The following is a 14,433-nucleotide window of genomic DNA, read 5'->3' as shown; positions in this document are numbered from 1 at the left end:
ATGAAACAGAGGCTGCAATTCTTCGCCAAGGCGCCGGAGATCATGAAGGCGGTGTCGGCGCTCAACAAGGCGGTGGACGAATGCGGGCTCGAGGAAAGCCTGCTGCACCTGATCAAATTGCGGGCGTCGCAGATCAACGGCTGTTCGTATTGCGTCGAGATGCACAGCCGCGAGGCGAGGCGCGACGGCGAGACCGAGCAGCGGCTCTATCTGGTTTCGGCGTGGAAGGAATCGCCGCTGTTTTCCGAGCGCGAACGCGCTGCCTTGGCCTGGACCGAGGCGGTCACCCTGATCTCCAACAGCGGCGTGTCGGACGAACTCTATGCACGGACGCTCGAGCACTTCTCGGAGGAGGAGTTGGTCAAGCTGTCCGTCGCGCTCGGCATGATCAACACCTGGAACCGGCTGTGCGTCCCGTTCCAGGCACTTCATCCGATGCCGGCGGCCAAGGCCGCCTGATCGTCCTGATCCAGTTTTGGAGCGCCGTCGATCGGCGGCGCTCCAATTGTTTCTTCAAGGGGAGAGTTCGATGCCTGCCGATTTGCCTTCGACCTTATTGTTCCTCGGCCGCCTGCTGCTCGGCGGCGTCTTCGTTTTCGCCGGCTTGCGCAACATTCAGAATACGGCGTTCCTGACCCAGTTGATGGCCGCGCGCGGCGTGCCGCAGGCGCGGCCGGCGCTGTGGCTCGGCATCGTGCTTCAGGTCGGCGCCGGCGTGCTGGTGATCGCCGGCTTGTGGACGGCAATCGCGGCAGCGGTACTGCTGGCATTCCTCATCGTTGCCACGCCGATGTTCCATAATTTCTGGGACCATCAGGGCGCCGACCGGGCGTCGCGCATCAACGGCTTCGTCGGCAATGTCGCGCTGAGCGGCGGTTTCCTGTCGCTGATCGCGCAGTCGTTTTAGCCGCAGTTCCATGCCGACTGCGGCACTGTAGCGCCGACAGTATGGATCATTAAAACGGAACCAATCGAGCGGTTGACGCATTTCGCCCCTGTATGCCGAACATCCCGGGATGAAATATGAAAATTGCCCATGTAGCGCCGCTCTATGAATCGGTGCCGCCCAGACTCTATGGTGGCACCGAGCGCATCGTCTCGTATCTCACCGAAGCGCTTGTCGATTTGGGCCATGAGGTGACGCTGTTTGCCAGCGGCGACAGCCAGACCTCCGCGAAGCTGGTGGCTGGCCGGGAATGCGCGCTTCGCCTCGATCCGCGTCCTTTCAAATCCGAGATCGCGGCGCATCTTTCGATGCTTGCCGAGGTGCGGAAACGGGAGCGGGAGTTCGACGTCATCCACTTCCACCTCAGCCACTTCCTGCACTTTTCCTTCTTCGAGGACATGGCGGAGCGGACGGTAACGACGCCGCATGGCAGGCTGGATTATGTCGATCTGGCGCCGGCCTATGAGTGTTTCCCGCGTTTTCCCCTGATTTCCATTTCGCGCAGCCAGAAGGCGGGCCTTGCCAGCGCCAACTGGCTAGCGACGATCCATCATGGACTGCCGACCAACATTTACGAGCCGAGTTTCGAGACGACGGCGGAGGAACCCTATCTTTGCTTCCTGGGCCGGTTTTCACGCGACAAGCGCCCGGACCGCGCCATCGAGATCGCCTTGCGCTCGGGATTGAAACTGAAGCTTGCGGCAAAGATCGGCGACGACGATCGTTCCTATTTCCACAAGATGGTCGAGCCTTTGATCGACGGCGATCGCATCGTCTATGTCGGCGAGATCGAAGAGGACCAGAAGGCGGAGTTTCTCGGCAAGGCGGCCGGCCTGCTGTTCCCGATCGACTGGCCGGAGCCGTTCGGTCTGGCCGCCATCGAGGCCATGGCCTGTGGCACGCCGGTGATCGCCTGGAATTGCGGCGCGCTGCCCGAGATCATCGATCAGGGCGTAACCGGTTTTATCGCCGGATCGATGGACGACGCCGTCGCCGCGGTGCCGGACTTGCTGCGGCTCGACAGGCGAAAGGTGAGGGCCGTTTTCGAAAAGCGGTTTTCCGCCAAAAGAATGGCCGGCGATTATCTCGCCGCTTATACGCGCCTGATCGGTGTCCCGGTTGAGGCGAAGGCATCGTGAGCAACGATGTGTTCGGGCGACGACAACGAAACAAGAGGGGATTTGTGACGAATGGCCCAACTCGATGAGCGCCAGCTCGATCCCGCCGTAGCGCTTGCTTCGCTCGACGCGACCGCTCCTCGCGAGCCGCACCGGCTGTTCGCGCTTAAGCAGGGCGACTGCTTTGCGGTTGCCGATGCCTTTGGTGACATACGCGGCGCCGGTGACGGTTTCTTCCGCGACGATACACGCGTGCTCTCCGAATTCCGGCTGACCGTCGGCGGCAGGCAGACATCGCTGCTTGGCGCCTCGCTCAGCCAGGACAATGTGCTGTTCACCGCCAATCTGACCAATCTGCCGATGCAGAGCGTCAGCGGCCGCGACATTCCGCAGGGCGCGATTCATATCGAACGCGTCAGGCTGCTTTGGCAAGACAGGCTGTTCGAGCGCATCACCCTTTCCAACTACAGCCGGGAGACCTCGACAATCGGCGTTTCCCTGCACTTTGCCGCCGATTTCCGCGACATGTTCGAAGTGCGCGGCTCGACACGGCCGAGGCGCGGAATGGCCCATGTGGCCGAGATGGATGCGACATCCGTTCTGCTGCGCTACGACGGGTTGGATGGGCTGGTGCGCGTATCGGCGGTATCGTTCTCGCAGGCGCCGGACCAGTTGACGGCCGACCGTGCCGATTTCCTGGTTGCCGTAACCAAGCGCAGCCGCAAGGTGCTTTATGTCGAGGTCGGTCCCGAGATGGCGGATGCGCCCGACCGCGACCGTTTCCGCGCCGCCGCCGCCCGGGCGCGCTTTGGCATGCGGGCCAAGCGCCGCCATGGCGCGACGGTGCACAGTTCGGGCCGCGTCTTCAACGATTGGGTGGAGCGCGCCCGCGCCGATGTCGCGCTGCTGACCACGGAGCTTTCGACCGGACCCTATCCCTATGCCGGCATCCCCTGGTTCTCGACGGCGTTCGGCCGTGACGGCGTCATCTCGGCGCTGCAGATGCTGTGGCTCAATCCAGGCCTGGCGCGGGGCGTGCTGGCCTTCCTTGCCCAACACCAGGCGACGGAGACGTCGCCGTTCAGCGATTCGCAGCCGGGCAAGATCATGCACGAGACGCGCAAGGGCGAGATGGCGGCGCTGCGCGAGCTTCCTTTCGGCCGCTATTATGGCGGTGTCGACACGACGCCGCTCTACATCCATCTCGCCTGCGCCTATGCCGATCGTACCGGTGACATGGCGTTCATCGACAGCCTGTGGCCGTCGCTGTGCGCCGCGGCCGAATGGACGGAGGAGGCGGGCCGCGAGACCGGCTTCGTCACCTACCAGCGTGCCGCCGAGTCCGGCCTCGCCAACCAGGGATGGAAGGACAGTTTCGATTCCGTCTTCCACGCCGATGGCCGCATTCCCAAGGGCCCGATCGCGCTGGTCGAGGTGCAAGGCTATGTCTTTGCCGCCTTCCGGGGGCTGGCCGCACTTGCCCGTCGCCGCGGCGAGGACGACAGGGCCGATCACTGGGAGGGCCGCGCCGAGGCCATGCGGGTCGCAGTGGAACGCGATTTCTGGCTCGACGATCTCGGCTTCTATGCCCTGGCGATCGACGGTGAAGGCGAACCCTGCAAGGTGCGGACCTCGAATGTGGGCCATCTCCTCCTTGTCGGACTGCCCGAACCGGGGCGGGCGCGGATGGTCACCGATCAGCTTCTTTCCGCCTCCTTCCACTCCGGCTGGGGGCTGAGGACGCTTGCCGACGATGCGGTGTTCTTCAACCCGATGTCGTATCACAATGGCTCGATCTGGCCGCATGACACCGCCATGTGCGGTGCCGGCCTGGCGCGCTATGGCGAGCGTGAAAGCGTGGTCCGCCTAATGAGCGGCACGTTCGAGTCCGCGGTCCATTTCAACATGCGGCTGCCCGAACTGTTCTGCGGCTTTACCCGAGCGCCGGGCGAAGCACCGATCGCCTATCCGGTAGCCTGCCTGCCGCAAGCGTGGTCGGCTGGCTCCGCCTTCATGCTGATGCAGGCCTGCCTTGGCCTGGAGATCGACGGCTGGGATGGCGAAATCCGCGTTACCCGTCCCAGGCTGCCGATCGGCATCGACATGCTCACGCTTCGCCATCTGGGCGTCGGCGAAAAAGTGGTCGATCTCACCTTCCAGCGCGTCGGCGACCGGGTCGTCGCTTTCCTCGCCGACCGCCATGAAGGGCTGGTGCCGCTCATCGTTAGAACATGAACCAGATTGGGCGGAACCGATCCCGGCCTTGTGCGTTGCAAAAATGTAGGTCCGGACGGCGATCTTATCGCCGGTGGATAGTTTCAAATCGGAAACACGAACAAAACGGCCGCCGAACGGCCGGAGGTGAGTTGATATTCCAATGACAAATTACGGTGCGGACCTGCTCTGGGGTCTGATCCTTGCGAGCCTCGGTCTTTCCGCTCTTGCCGTTTTCTTCTCCATATCGCGGCAGCGTCGCAGTCACCCTCCGGCGGTCGTACATCCGGCCGGCGAGGACGTGGCCGCGGAAGCGGCGCGCAAGGTGATACGGGAGTTCGAAAAGAATGGCCAATCGGCCGACGCGGCGCTGGTGACATGGTCGCCCGAAACATTGCGCAAGATCCTGGCCGACGACCTGCCGGGGGCACAGGTTATCGTGGTGTCCAACCGCGAACCCTATATCCACAACATCAATAATGATGGCGTCGAATTGCTGGTGCCGGCCAGCGGGCTGGTGTCTGCGCTCGAGCCGATTACCCGCGCATGTGGCGGCACCTGGATTGCCTATGGCGGTGGAACGGCAGACCGTATGATGGTCGACGACAACGATCGCGTGCAGGTGCCGCCCGGCAATCCGTCCTACACGCTGCGCCGGGTCTGGCTGACGGAGGAAGAATATCAGAGCTACTATCTCGGCTTCGCCAATGAGGGTCTCTGGCCGCTTTGCCACATCGCCTTCACCCGGCCGATTTTTCGCGCCTCGGACTGGGAAGCCTATGAAGCCGTCAACCGGAAGTTCGCCGACACGATAGTCGCCGAAGCGCGCAACGAGCGGCCGATCGTGCTGGTCCAGGATTATCACTTCGCGCTGCTGCCGCGGATGATCCGCGAGCGCCTGCCCGAGGCGATCGTCATCACCTTCTGGCATATCCCATGGCCGAACTCGGAGGTGTACAGCATCTGCCCGTGGCGTGAGCGCATCCTTGAGGGACTGCTCGGCAGCTCGATCATCGGTTTCCACACCCAGTTCCACGCCAACAATTTCACCGAAAGCGTCGATCGCTTCCTGGAAAGCCGCATCGAACGGGCGGATGCGGCCATCTCCTATGGTGGGCAGACGACGCTGGTGCACGCCTATCCCATCTCGATAGAATGGCCGGCGGACCTTCTGGCAAGATTGCCTGATGTAGATGACTGCCGCGCCCGCCTGCGGAATAGGTTCGGACTGAAAGCGGATGTGAAGCTGGCCGTCGGGGTCGAGCGTCTCGACTACACCAAGGGCATTCTCGATCGGTTTCACGCGCTGGACGAATTGTTCAAGCGATACCCTGAATGGATCGGAAAACTGGTTTTCCTGCAGGTCGCGGCGCCCAGCCGCGGCACGCTCCCTGCCTACAGGCTGCTCCATGACGAATGCCACCGTTATGCCGAAGAACTCAACCAGCGTTATGGCAGCGAGGGCTACAGACCGGTGATCATGGTGGCCCAACATCACTCTCAGGAACAGGTCTACGAAATCTACCGGGCCGCTGACATATGCATGGTCACAAGCCTGCATGACGGCATGAACCTGGTCGCAAAGGAATTCGTCGCGGCGCGAGACGACGAACAGGGCGTTTTGATGCTCAGCACATTCGCCGGTGCTTCGCGCGAATTGCTGGAGGCGCTGATCGTCAATCCCTACGACGCCGCCATGATGAGCGAAGCGCTGCTGCAGGCGCTGACCATGACTTCAGAAGAACAGCGCGAACGTATGCGGCCCATGCGCGAGACCATCCGCAACAACAACGTCTATCGCTGGGCCGGCAGCATGCTTCTGGACGCTGCGCGCTTGCGCAAGCGCGGTGATCTCGACCGGGTGACCGGTGTTGGCGACCGTCCGCAAGGTATCGACAATGTCGTTCCCATGTTCGAGCGCAAACGGGTGGCACTATCATGAGCGATATCCTGCAAAAGGCTGCGAGCGAGACCCTGCAAAAGCCGCAGCCCTTGCTGACCGGCGAGTGGGCGCTGTTCCTCGACATCGATGGCACCCTGCTGGAGCATGCCGAACATCCGGACGCCGTTTCGGTCAGCGCCGAGCTTCGCTCTTTGCTGCAAGGCCTGGATCACAAGTTGGACGGGGCATTGGCCTTCATCACCGGCCGCTCCGTTGCGGCCGTGGACCATCTGTTTCAGCCTTTGAAGTTGCGCGCGGCCGGGCTTTATGGCCTGGAACACAGGCTCCTGCCGGACGACGATGTCGAAATCGCGGACGAGCCGGCGGATATTGCCGCCCTTGCCGACGAGATCGAGGCCGAGTTCGGTCGCGGGAAGGTCTATATCGAGCGCAAGGGCCGGGTGCTGGCCATCCACACGCGCGCCGCCCCGCACCTGCTTCCCCGCGCCACGCAGCTTGTCGAGCAAGCGCTGGCCGTCCTGCCAAAGGGCTATCGGGTGGTTGCCGGCAATGCCGGTGTGGAGTTGCTACCGCTCGAGGCAGCCAAGGGCGCCGCGATCCGGCGCTTCATGGATATCGCGCCATTCAGAGGCCGCCGCCCGGTCTTCCTGGGCGACGACACCTCGGACGAAAACGGCTTCGAAGCCATCAATGATGCCGGCGGAATATCGATACGGGTGAAGCCACCAGCGCATACCGCCGCGCGGTACGGGCTTGCCGGCGTTGCCGAGACGCTCGCCTGGCTGAGAGGCCAACTTTAGGTCCAGCCGACGCATCCGCGATCGTGCATCTGGAAAGGGTAAGGAAAGGAACGGTTCGATGGGACGCTTTGCACAACTGGTTCGAGAGATCACACCGAGTTGGCTTCATTCCCGCTCCTCCCGCCATGGGTCCGCCAACATTTCACCGTCCGACGCGGACTACAGCTGGCAGGAGGCGATCGACAACAAGATGTATGGAGCCGACACGCCTGACTATTCCTATGTTCCGGATAAGCCCGCTTCAGATGCCGCAAGACCGGCCGGCGACAGCTCCATGGGCGAGAAAAACATGCAGCGCGGTCCAACGAAGTCCAATTGAGGGTGAAAGCATTTCCGCGGCGGACGATCGCTACGCCGCAAATCGCAGGCCGCCGTCGCAGGTCAGGACCTGGCCGGTCATGAAGCCGTTGGAGACGAGAAACGCGATTGCGTCGGCGACATCCTCGGCGCGGCCGACGCGGCCGACCGGGGTCTTGCCGGCATAATCGGCAAACAGCGCCTGCCTCTGCTCCTCGGCCAGGAAATCCCACCAGGGCGTGTCGATGACGCCGGGCGCCACGACATTGACGCGCAGTGGCTTCAGTTCCACCGCCAGGATCGGCACCACGGTCAACAGCATGCCGTTGATGGCGGCGATGCCGGAGACGCCGGGAGTTGCGAGCTGGGCCGATACAGCCGAGATGAAGGTCACCGATCCGCTTCTGTTCAAGGTTGGCAAGGCGGCCTGCAGGCAGGACAGCTGCGGGCGGACTTTCTCGTCGACGCCGCTGCCGATGTCGCTCAGGTCAAGCGTCGGGAAGGGGCCAAGGCCCTTGCCGCCGCTGGCGGCCAGCACCAAATGGTCGAAAGGGCCGAGGCGCTCGAAGAACCCGCTGGCCTCGTCCGGCTTCGCGGCATCGAAAGTGGCCTTGTCGGCAGCGCCGTCAAGGCTTTTCCATGCGTTCTTCAGCTTCTCCTCGTTGCGCCCGGTGATGGTCACCTTCATCCCGGGACCAAGCAGTTTTCGTGCCGTCGCCAGGCCGATGCCGGATGAGCCGCCGATGACGACGGTGTGTTGGATTGTCGTGGTCATGAACGCTGTTCCTTCGATGTGGGGGAAGCCAGGCCGACGAGGTCCTGGCTCAAACTTCGCAACTGTTGTCTCGCGCTGGCGTCGTAGGCTTGGTCATCAGCGCGGGATTCCCGCAGGCCGTCGAAATAGAGGCCGCTTTTCCCGTCGAGCGCGGGTGATGTCGCGAGGTTGAGGATGGCGTCGGCGCCGGTTTCGACCGAACTCCATGGCGTCACGCCTGCCTGCCGGACCATGGTGGTGTTCATGTAGCTCGCCGGATGCAGTGCGTTGACGGTGACGCCGGCGCCCTTCAACTGCTCCGCGAGGTCGACAGTGAACAGTATCTGCGCCAGCTTGCTTTGGCAGTAGGCGCGCACGCCGTCGTAACTGCGGGTCAGCATGACATCGCTAAAATCGATCGCCTGCTGCCCCGCCGAGGCGACATTGACAATGCGCGCCGGAGCACTGGCCTTCAGCAACGGCAGAAGCTCCGATGTCAGCAGGAAACCGGCGAGATAATTGACCGCGAAGCGCAGTTCGTAGCCATCAGCGCTGACTTGGCGTTTGGCGCCTTGGCCCGCCGTTCCGATGCCGGCGTTGTTGATGAGGATGTCGAGCCGGTCCGTCTTGGCACGCACCGCCTCGGCGAGGCGGCGAACCTCGGCCAGAGAAGAGAGGTCGGCGACCACAAGCTCGGCCTTGCCGCCGGCGGCTTCGATCTCAGTGACAACAGCCTTGCCGCGCGTTGCATCGCGGCCGTGTACAAGGACACGGGCACCCGCGGCGCCGAGCCGTTGCGCGACGACGCGGCCAACGCCGTCGGTCGAGCCCGTGATGAGGATTGTCTTGTCTTTCAGGTCCATGTTCAGAGCCTCCGTTCTGTTGCTCTGGGTGGAAGATGGGACAGTTGGCGTGAGCCAAACAGTTCAAACTTTATCCTGGTATCAATACTGCTATAATAAGCGCATGGAGTCCCAACCCCGACCGGCCCCCACACACTCCGCTGAAGACAGTCGCCGGCGCGAGCTCGGTGCTTTCCTGCGCTCGCGCCGCGAAAGGCTGACGCCCTCGGCCATAGGCATCGCCACCGGCCTGAGGCGGCGCACGCCCGGGCTGCGCCGTGAGGAGGTGGCGATGATCGCCGGCGTCGGCACGACCTGGTACACGTGGCTGGAGCAGGGGCGGGAGGTCCGGCCCTCGGTCGAGGTGCTGGCCGCGCTCGCCGAAGCACTGCGCCTCGACGCCGCCGAAAAACAGCATTTGTTCATCCTGGCCGACCGCCAGCAGCCGGAACGCCGTGCCGTGGCGCCGGAAAAGGTCGACGGCCCGTTGCTGCATATGCTGCAAAGCCTGGTTCTGCAGCCGGCTTATGTGGTCGGGCGACGCTGGGACGTGCTCGCCTGGAACCCGGCGGCCGTCGCGGTGTTCGGTGATTATGGCCTGCTGGAGGGTGACGCCCGCAACATCGTCCACATGGTGTTCACCAATCCGCACCACCGGCGCCTGCTGGTCGACTGGGAGGAATTGGCGCGCACCGTGCTGGCCTCGTTCCGGGCGGCGAGCGCCCGGTATGTCGGCGATCCGGATTTTGAGCGGCTGATTGAGTTGATGACGCGCTCGAGTCCCGAGTTTCGCGCCTGGTGGCCGCAGCGCGACGTCGCGCACCGGCTGTCGGGCGTGAAGCATGTCCGGCACCCGAGCGCGGGGGCGATGACATTCGAGCATATGAGCCTGTCGATCAGTGACGGCTCCGATATGAAGCTGATCGTCTACACGCCGCTTGCCGAGCAGAACTCCGTCGCCAAGCTGCAGACATTGCTGGACGCGCTGCCGGCCGAGCGGCGCAGCGCCTGAAGCGTCAGCTTTTCGGCTTCAGCCCGTCGAGGAATAAATGCTCCAGGAACCTTGCAGCGTCCTCGAATCGGCCGTCGCCGCCACGGTTCGGCCCGAGCACGGCGCGGACCTGGACATCGAAATCAGCATAGTGCTGCGTCGTCGCCCAGATCGAGAAGATCAGGTGCCAGGGGTCGGTGCGGGCGATCTTGCCGGCGCGCATCCAGCCCTTGATGACGACGGCCTTCTCGTCGACCAGCGTTTTCAACTCCCCGGTCAAGAGCGGCATGATGCGCGGTGCGCCTTGCAGGATTTCGTTGGCGAACAGCCGGCTCTCGCGCGGGAAATCGCGCGCCATCTCCAGCTTGCGCCTGATGTAGCTGCGCAATTCGGTCAGCGGATCGCCAATGTCGTCGAGTTCGCGCAGCGGCGCCAGCCAAGTGTCGAGCAGGCGCTGCATCAGCGTCTCGTGGATGTCTTCCTTGCGGCGGAAATAGTAGAGCAGGTTCGGCTTCGACATGCCGGCGGCTTCGGCGATCTGGTCGATGGTCGACCCACGAAAACCGTTGGTGGAGAACACCTCGAGCGCCGCCTCCAGGATGAGTTCCCGCTTTTCCTGCTGGATGCGGGTCCGGCGAGGCGTGTCCGTTCCGGTGGTCACCGTTGCAAGCCCTCGTGTTGAGGGTCATCTGGACCAATTCTCTGGACCAGTTTTTCCCTAGCCTGTGGAACGCACTTCAGGTGCCGCATTTCCGCTAGTAATCCCTTGACCGCCGACAGGGCGGTGCTAACGTTTGTCCAATCGGTCAAAAATTTGCGTAGCATGAAAACGCGGCAAAGACCAAGCGTTGGGCGCACCGAAACAGGTTACAAGGGGAAGTCTTGGTCATGTCCAACCGGCTGAAAGTCACGCCGAACGATCTCAGCGCATTCTGGATGCCGTTCACGGCAAACCGGCAGTTCAAGCAGGCGCCGCGCATGATGGTGTCCGCCAAGGACATGCATTACACGACCAGCGACGGCCGCAAGGTGCTCGACGGCACCGCTGGTCTCTGGTGCGTGAATGCCGGCCATTGCCGGCCGAAGATCACCGAGGCGATCCAGCACCAGGCCGCCGAGCTCGACTATGCGCCGGCCTTCCAGATGGGCCATCCGATCGTCTTCGAGCTGGCCAACCGCCTGGTCGACCTCGCGCCCAAAGGCATGGATCATGTCTTCTTCACCAATTCCGGTTCGGAATCGGTCGAAACCGCGCTCAAGATGGCGATCGCCTATCACCGCGCCAGGGGCGAGGGTTCGCGCACCCGGCTGATCGGCCGCGAGCGCGGCTATCACGGCGTCAATTTCGGCGGCATCTCGGTCGGCGGCATCGTCACCAACCGCAAGATGTTCGGCACGCTGCTCGGCGGCGTCGACCATATGCCGCACACGCATCTGCCGGAAAAGAACGCCTTCACCAAGGGCGTGCCGGAGCATGGCGCGGAACTCGCCAACGAGCTGGAGCGCATCGTCGCGCTGCATGACGCCTCGACCATCGCCGCCGTCATCGTCGAGCCGGTCGCCGGCTCCACCGGCGTCATCCTGCCGCCGAAGGGCTATCTGCAGAAGCTGCGCGAAATCTGCACCAAGCACGGCATTCTGTTGATCTTCGACGAGGTCATCACCGGTTTCGGTCGTCTCGGCACGCCGTTCGCCGCCGATTATTTCGGCGTCACGCCTGACATCATGACCACAGCCAAGGGCGTCTCCAACGGCGTCATCCCTATGGGAGCGGTGTTCGTGAAGAAGGAAATCCACGACGCCTTCATGACCGGCCCCGAGCACATGATCGAGTTCTTCCACGGCTACACCTATTCGGGCAATCCGATCGCCTGCGCGGCCGCTCTGGGCACGCTCGACACCTACAAGGAAGAGGGCCTGCTCACCCGCGGCGAGGAACTGGCGCCGTACTGGGAAGACGCACTGCATTCGCTGAAGGGCGAGCCGAACGTCATCGACATCAGGAACATCGGCCTGATCGGTGCGATCGAGCTGGCGCCGATCGCCGGCCAGCCGACCAAACGGGCCTTCTCGGCCTTCGTCAAGGCGTTCGAGCGCGGCGCGCTGATCCGCACGACCGGCGACATCATCGCGCTGTCGCCGCCGCTGATCATCACCAAGGGCCAGATCAACGAATTGATCGACCATGTGCGTGAAATCTTGAGGGCGATCGATTGAAGAACTGGACGCGGATATCCCTCCCCTGCGAGGGGAGGGGGGCCGCGAAGCGGTCGGGTGGGGTCGGTGCGGCAGTGCGCCGACCTGATCTTTTGCTGCGAGGTCGCTCCTGATGCCCCGTACCCGCGCGAGTTTCGAAATGCGCCAGAAGGCGCGCGCGCTTCGAGTTCACGCGACCAAGGGCGAATCCCTGCTGTGGTATGAACTGCGGGAGCTGAAATCAGCCGGCATCAAGTTTCGCCGCCAGTGCCCGATTGGGCCCTATATCGTCGATTTCGCTTGCCTCGCGGTGAAGCTGATCGTTGAGGTCGACGGTGATCCGCTCGAACACGAGAGGGGTAAACGGCACGATGCCGTTCGTGACGCCTATCTGCGCTCACTCGGGTTCGATGTCTTTCGCGTTGACGAGCCCGATGTCATAAACAGCGCGTGGCATGTCGCGCGGGTGGTCAAGGAAAAGGTCGCGCGCATGTTCGGCGACCCCACCCGACCGCTTCGCGGCCACCCTCCCCTCGAGGGGGAGGGGGACGCAGGCGCTGCACAATCGATGAGGTTTTAAAGCATGGCCGCACCCGGCGAGAATCTGCGAATCAATTCAGACCGTTTGTGGGATTCCATCATGGAAATGGCGAAGATCGGTCCCGGCATTGCCGGCGGCAACAATCGCCAGACCGTGACCGACGAGGATGGCGAGGGCCGGCATCTGTTCAAGCGCTGGTGCGATGCGGCCGGGCTCGAAATGGGTGTCGACGAAATGGGCACGATGTTTGCCCGCCGAGAAGGCACCGATCCCAGCCTGCCGCCGGTCTATGTCGGCAGCCATCTCGATACGCAGCCGACCGGCGGCAAGTATGACGGCGTGCTCGGCGTGCTGGGCGGGCTTGAAGTGGTGCGCTCGCTCAATGATCTCGGCATCAAGACCAAACATCCGATCGTCGTCACCAACTGGACGAACGAAGAAGGCGCGCGCTTCGCGCCGGCGATGATGGCGTCCGGCGTGTTCGCCGGCGTGCTCGACCAGGCCGATGTCTACGAGCATACCGACAAGCAGGGGAAAAAATTCGGCGAGGAGCTCGGACGCATCGGCTGGAAGGGCACCGAGAAGGTCGGTGACCGCAAGATCCACGCCTTCTTCGAACTGCATATCGAGCAAGGACCGATCCTCGAGGACGAGGGCATCGACATCGGTGTCGTCACCCACGGCCAGGGCCTGAAATGGCTGCAGGTGACGCTGACCGGCAAGGAGGCGCATACCGGCTCGACACCAATGCCGAAGCGCCGCAATGCCGGGCTCGGCATGGCTCGCGTGATCGAGCTGGTGCACGAGATCGCCATGGACTACCAGCCGGATGCCGTCGGCGCCGTCGGCCACATGGAGGTCTACCCCAATTCGCGCAACATCATCGCCGGACGCACCGTCTTCACCATCGACATCCGTTCGCCGGAGAAGGAAGTGCTGGACGCCATGGACGGCCGCATCCGCGAAGGCATCGACACGATCTGCGAGGCGTTGGACATCCAGTACAAAATCGAGCAGGTCGGCCATTTCGATCCGGTCACCTTCGATGCCGGCTGCGTCAAGGCGATCCGGGATGCCGCCGAACGCCTCGGCTATTCCCACCGCAACATCGTTTCCGGCGCCGGCCATGACGCCTGCTGGATCAACCGCGTCGCTCCGACCGCAATGGTCATGTGCCCCTGCGTCGACGGCCTCAGCCACAACGAGGCCGAGGAGATCACCAAGGAATGGGCCAGCGCCGGCGCCGACGTTTTGTTCCACGCAGTGGTGGAGACGGCGGAGATCGTCGGGTGAACTGTCGGCGCTGTACCCCCACCCCTAACCCCTCCCCACAAGGGGGAGGGGGATCAGTAGTGCCGGCGCCTATGGCGAAAGCTTTGAAGGGTTCAGCTGTGATAGCGCGACGCCAAGCCTCCCTCCCCCTTGTGGGGAGGGATTGAGGGTGGGGGTACTCTTGGCACCGACCGGAATTGATCCTGCTGTTATCAAACGGGCCAGGGTTTTGCGTCGGAACATGACGGAAGGCGAGCGTAAGCTCTGGTCCGAGTTGAAGGAGTTCCGTCGCCTATACGGTTTACACGCCAGAAAGCAGGCACCCATCGGCCCTTACGTTGCTGACTTTGTTCTGCATGGGAAGAACCTCGTTATCGAAGTGGATGGAGAGCATCACTTCACACCGGAGCAGATGGAGAAGGATCGGATACGCGACGCATGGTTTTTCCGACAGGGCTATCGTGTGTTGCGGTTTTCGACCGGAGATCTGGCGAACTCTTTCGATGGTTGCATCGAGGAGATATTGAGGGAAGTTGGAGTCATGTAGAGGCCGGGCTTC

15 protein-coding genes are annotated in these 14,433 nt (G+C 63.0%); 12 read left to right on the top strand and 3 right to left on the bottom strand.

Annotated features, from left to right (window positions below; all coding sequences use genetic code 11):
* The 7 genes from NKG99_RS06625 to NKG99_RS06595 all read left to right on the top strand — a co-directional run bounded on the left by NKG99_RS06625 (position 1) and on the right by NKG99_RS06595 (position 7,300).
* The gene (locus NKG99_RS06625) at positions 1-459 is read left to right on the top strand and encodes a carboxymuconolactone decarboxylase family protein (protein ID WP_352865497.1); all 459 of its coding nucleotides are present in this window, start codon (positions 1-3) and stop codon (positions 457-459) included.
* 70 nt (positions 460-529) lie between these two features.
* The gene (locus NKG99_RS06620; protein WP_352865494.1) at positions 530-907 is read left to right on the top strand and encodes a DoxX family protein; all 378 of its coding nucleotides are present in this window, start codon (positions 530-532) and stop codon (positions 905-907) included.
* A 116-nt stretch (positions 908-1,023) separates the two neighbouring features.
* Positions 1,024-2,085 carry a glycosyltransferase family 4 protein gene (locus NKG99_RS06615; RefSeq protein ID WP_352865492.1) on the top strand — a complete coding sequence of 354 codons (1,062 nt, stop codon included), beginning with the start codon at positions 1,024-1,026 and terminating at the stop codon, positions 2,083-2,085.
* 51 nt (positions 2,086-2,136) lie between these two features.
* Positions 2,137-4,299, top strand: a complete 2,163-nt coding sequence (locus tag NKG99_RS06610; protein ID WP_352865490.1) for an amylo-alpha-1,6-glucosidase — start codon at positions 2,137-2,139, stop codon at positions 4,297-4,299.
* Positions 4,300-4,441: 142 nt separating this feature from the next.
* A complete protein-coding gene (locus NKG99_RS06605; protein ID WP_352865488.1) occupies positions 4,442-6,220 on the top strand; it encodes an alpha,alpha-trehalose-phosphate synthase (UDP-forming) in 1,779 nt (592 codons plus the stop codon).
* A complete protein-coding gene (gene otsB, locus NKG99_RS06600; protein WP_352865486.1) occupies positions 6,217-6,981 on the top strand; it encodes a trehalose-phosphatase in 765 nt (254 codons plus the stop codon). Before NKG99_RS06605 ends, otsB begins: the two co-directional genes overlap by 4 nt.
* 58 nt (positions 6,982-7,039) lie before the next feature.
* Positions 7,040-7,300: a hypothetical protein gene (locus NKG99_RS06595; protein WP_352865483.1), complete on the top strand. Its 261-nt coding sequence runs from the start codon at positions 7,040-7,042 to the stop codon at positions 7,298-7,300.
* Positions 7,301-7,330: 30 nt separating this feature from the next.
* On the opposite strand, the gene NKG99_RS06590 is transcribed toward NKG99_RS06595, so the two are convergent.
* Together NKG99_RS06590 and NKG99_RS06585 are read right to left on the bottom strand one after the other, a co-directional pair.
* Positions 7,331-8,053, bottom strand: a complete 723-nt coding sequence (locus NKG99_RS06590) for an SDR family oxidoreductase (protein WP_352865481.1) — start codon at positions 8,051-8,053, stop codon at positions 7,331-7,333.
* On the bottom strand, positions 8,050-8,895 hold the full coding sequence (locus NKG99_RS06585; protein ID WP_352865480.1) for an SDR family oxidoreductase: 846 nt from the start codon (positions 8,893-8,895) through the stop codon (positions 8,050-8,052). Before NKG99_RS06585 ends, NKG99_RS06590 begins: the two co-directional genes overlap by 4 nt.
* Positions 8,896-8,998: 103 nt before the next feature.
* Between NKG99_RS06585 and NKG99_RS06580 the strand changes: the two genes are divergently transcribed.
* A complete protein-coding gene (locus NKG99_RS06580; RefSeq protein WP_352865478.1) occupies positions 8,999-9,886 on the top strand; it encodes a helix-turn-helix transcriptional regulator in 888 nt (295 codons plus the stop codon).
* A gap of 4 nt (positions 9,887-9,890) precedes the next feature.
* Here the strand turns inward: NKG99_RS06580 and NKG99_RS06575 are convergent, their stop codons facing one another.
* Complete coding sequence (locus NKG99_RS06575) at positions 9,891-10,526, bottom strand: TetR family transcriptional regulator C-terminal domain-containing protein (protein WP_352865475.1); 636 nt, start codon at positions 10,524-10,526, stop codon at positions 9,891-9,893.
* Between the two features lie 227 nt (positions 10,527-10,753).
* Here NKG99_RS06575 and aptA point away from each other — a divergent pair, with 227 nt between their 5' ends.
* The 4 genes from aptA to NKG99_RS06555 all read left to right on the top strand — a co-directional run bounded on the left by aptA (position 10,754) and on the right by NKG99_RS06555 (position 14,421).
* The gene (gene aptA / locus NKG99_RS06570; RefSeq protein WP_352865473.1) at positions 10,754-12,082 is read left to right on the top strand and encodes an omega-aminotransferase AptA; all 1,329 of its coding nucleotides are present in this window, start codon (positions 10,754-10,756) and stop codon (positions 12,080-12,082) included.
* Positions 12,083-12,221: 139 nt separating this feature from the next.
* Positions 12,222-12,641: an endonuclease domain-containing protein gene (locus NKG99_RS06565; protein WP_352865471.1), complete on the top strand. Its 420-nt coding sequence runs from the start codon at positions 12,222-12,224 to the stop codon at positions 12,639-12,641.
* Positions 12,642-12,644: 3 nt separating this feature from the next.
* On the top strand, positions 12,645-13,895 hold the full coding sequence (locus NKG99_RS06560) for a Zn-dependent hydrolase (protein ID WP_352865469.1): 1,251 nt from the start codon (positions 12,645-12,647) through the stop codon (positions 13,893-13,895).
* A gap of 160 nt (positions 13,896-14,055) precedes the next feature.
* The gene (locus NKG99_RS06555; RefSeq protein WP_352865466.1) at positions 14,056-14,421 is read left to right on the top strand and encodes an endonuclease domain-containing protein; all 366 of its coding nucleotides are present in this window, start codon (positions 14,056-14,058) and stop codon (positions 14,419-14,421) included.
* The last annotated feature ends 12 nt before the right edge of the window (positions 14,422-14,433 follow it).

Origin of the sequence: Mesorhizobium sp. M1409, from assembly GCF_040317535.1 — a bacterium.
GTDB lineage: Bacteria > Pseudomonadota > Alphaproteobacteria > Rhizobiales > Rhizobiaceae > Mesorhizobium.
Note: the sequence above shows the minus strand (reverse complement) of the source record. Positions and strands in the feature narration are given on the sequence as shown.

Coding starts and splice junctions, on each gene's coding strand:
- NKG99_RS06595 (WP_352865483.1), top strand. CDS start 7,040: ATGGGACGCTTTGCACAACTGGTTCGAGAGATCACACCGAGTTGGCTT.
- aptA (WP_352865473.1), top strand. CDS start 10,754: ATGTCCAACCGGCTGAAAGTCACGCCGAACGATCTCAGCGCATTCTGG.
- NKG99_RS06560 (WP_352865469.1), top strand. CDS start 12,645: ATGGCCGCACCCGGCGAGAATCTGCGAATCAATTCAGACCGTTTGTGG.
- NKG99_RS06620 (WP_352865494.1), top strand. CDS start 530: ATGCCTGCCGATTTGCCTTCGACCTTATTGTTCCTCGGCCGCCTGCTG.
- otsB (WP_352865486.1), top strand. CDS start 6,217: ATGAGCGATATCCTGCAAAAGGCTGCGAGCGAGACCCTGCAAAAGCCG.
- NKG99_RS06565 (WP_352865471.1), top strand. CDS start 12,222: ATGCGCCAGAAGGCGCGCGCGCTTCGAGTTCACGCGACCAAGGGCGAA.
- NKG99_RS06625 (WP_352865497.1), top strand. CDS start 1: ATGAAACAGAGGCTGCAATTCTTCGCCAAGGCGCCGGAGATCATGAAG.
- NKG99_RS06615 (WP_352865492.1), top strand. CDS start 1,024: ATGAAAATTGCCCATGTAGCGCCGCTCTATGAATCGGTGCCGCCCAGA.
- NKG99_RS06580 (WP_352865478.1), top strand. CDS start 8,999: ATGGAGTCCCAACCCCGACCGGCCCCCACACACTCCGCTGAAGACAGT.
- NKG99_RS06605 (WP_352865488.1), top strand. CDS start 4,442: ATGACAAATTACGGTGCGGACCTGCTCTGGGGTCTGATCCTTGCGAGC.
- NKG99_RS06585 (WP_352865480.1), bottom strand. CDS start 8,895: ATGGACCTGAAAGACAAGACAATCCTCATCACGGGCTCGACCGACGGC.
- NKG99_RS06610 (WP_352865490.1), top strand. CDS start 2,137: ATGGCCCAACTCGATGAGCGCCAGCTCGATCCCGCCGTAGCGCTTGCT.
- NKG99_RS06590 (WP_352865481.1), bottom strand. CDS start 8,053: ATGACCACGACAATCCAACACACCGTCGTCATCGGCGGCTCATCCGGC.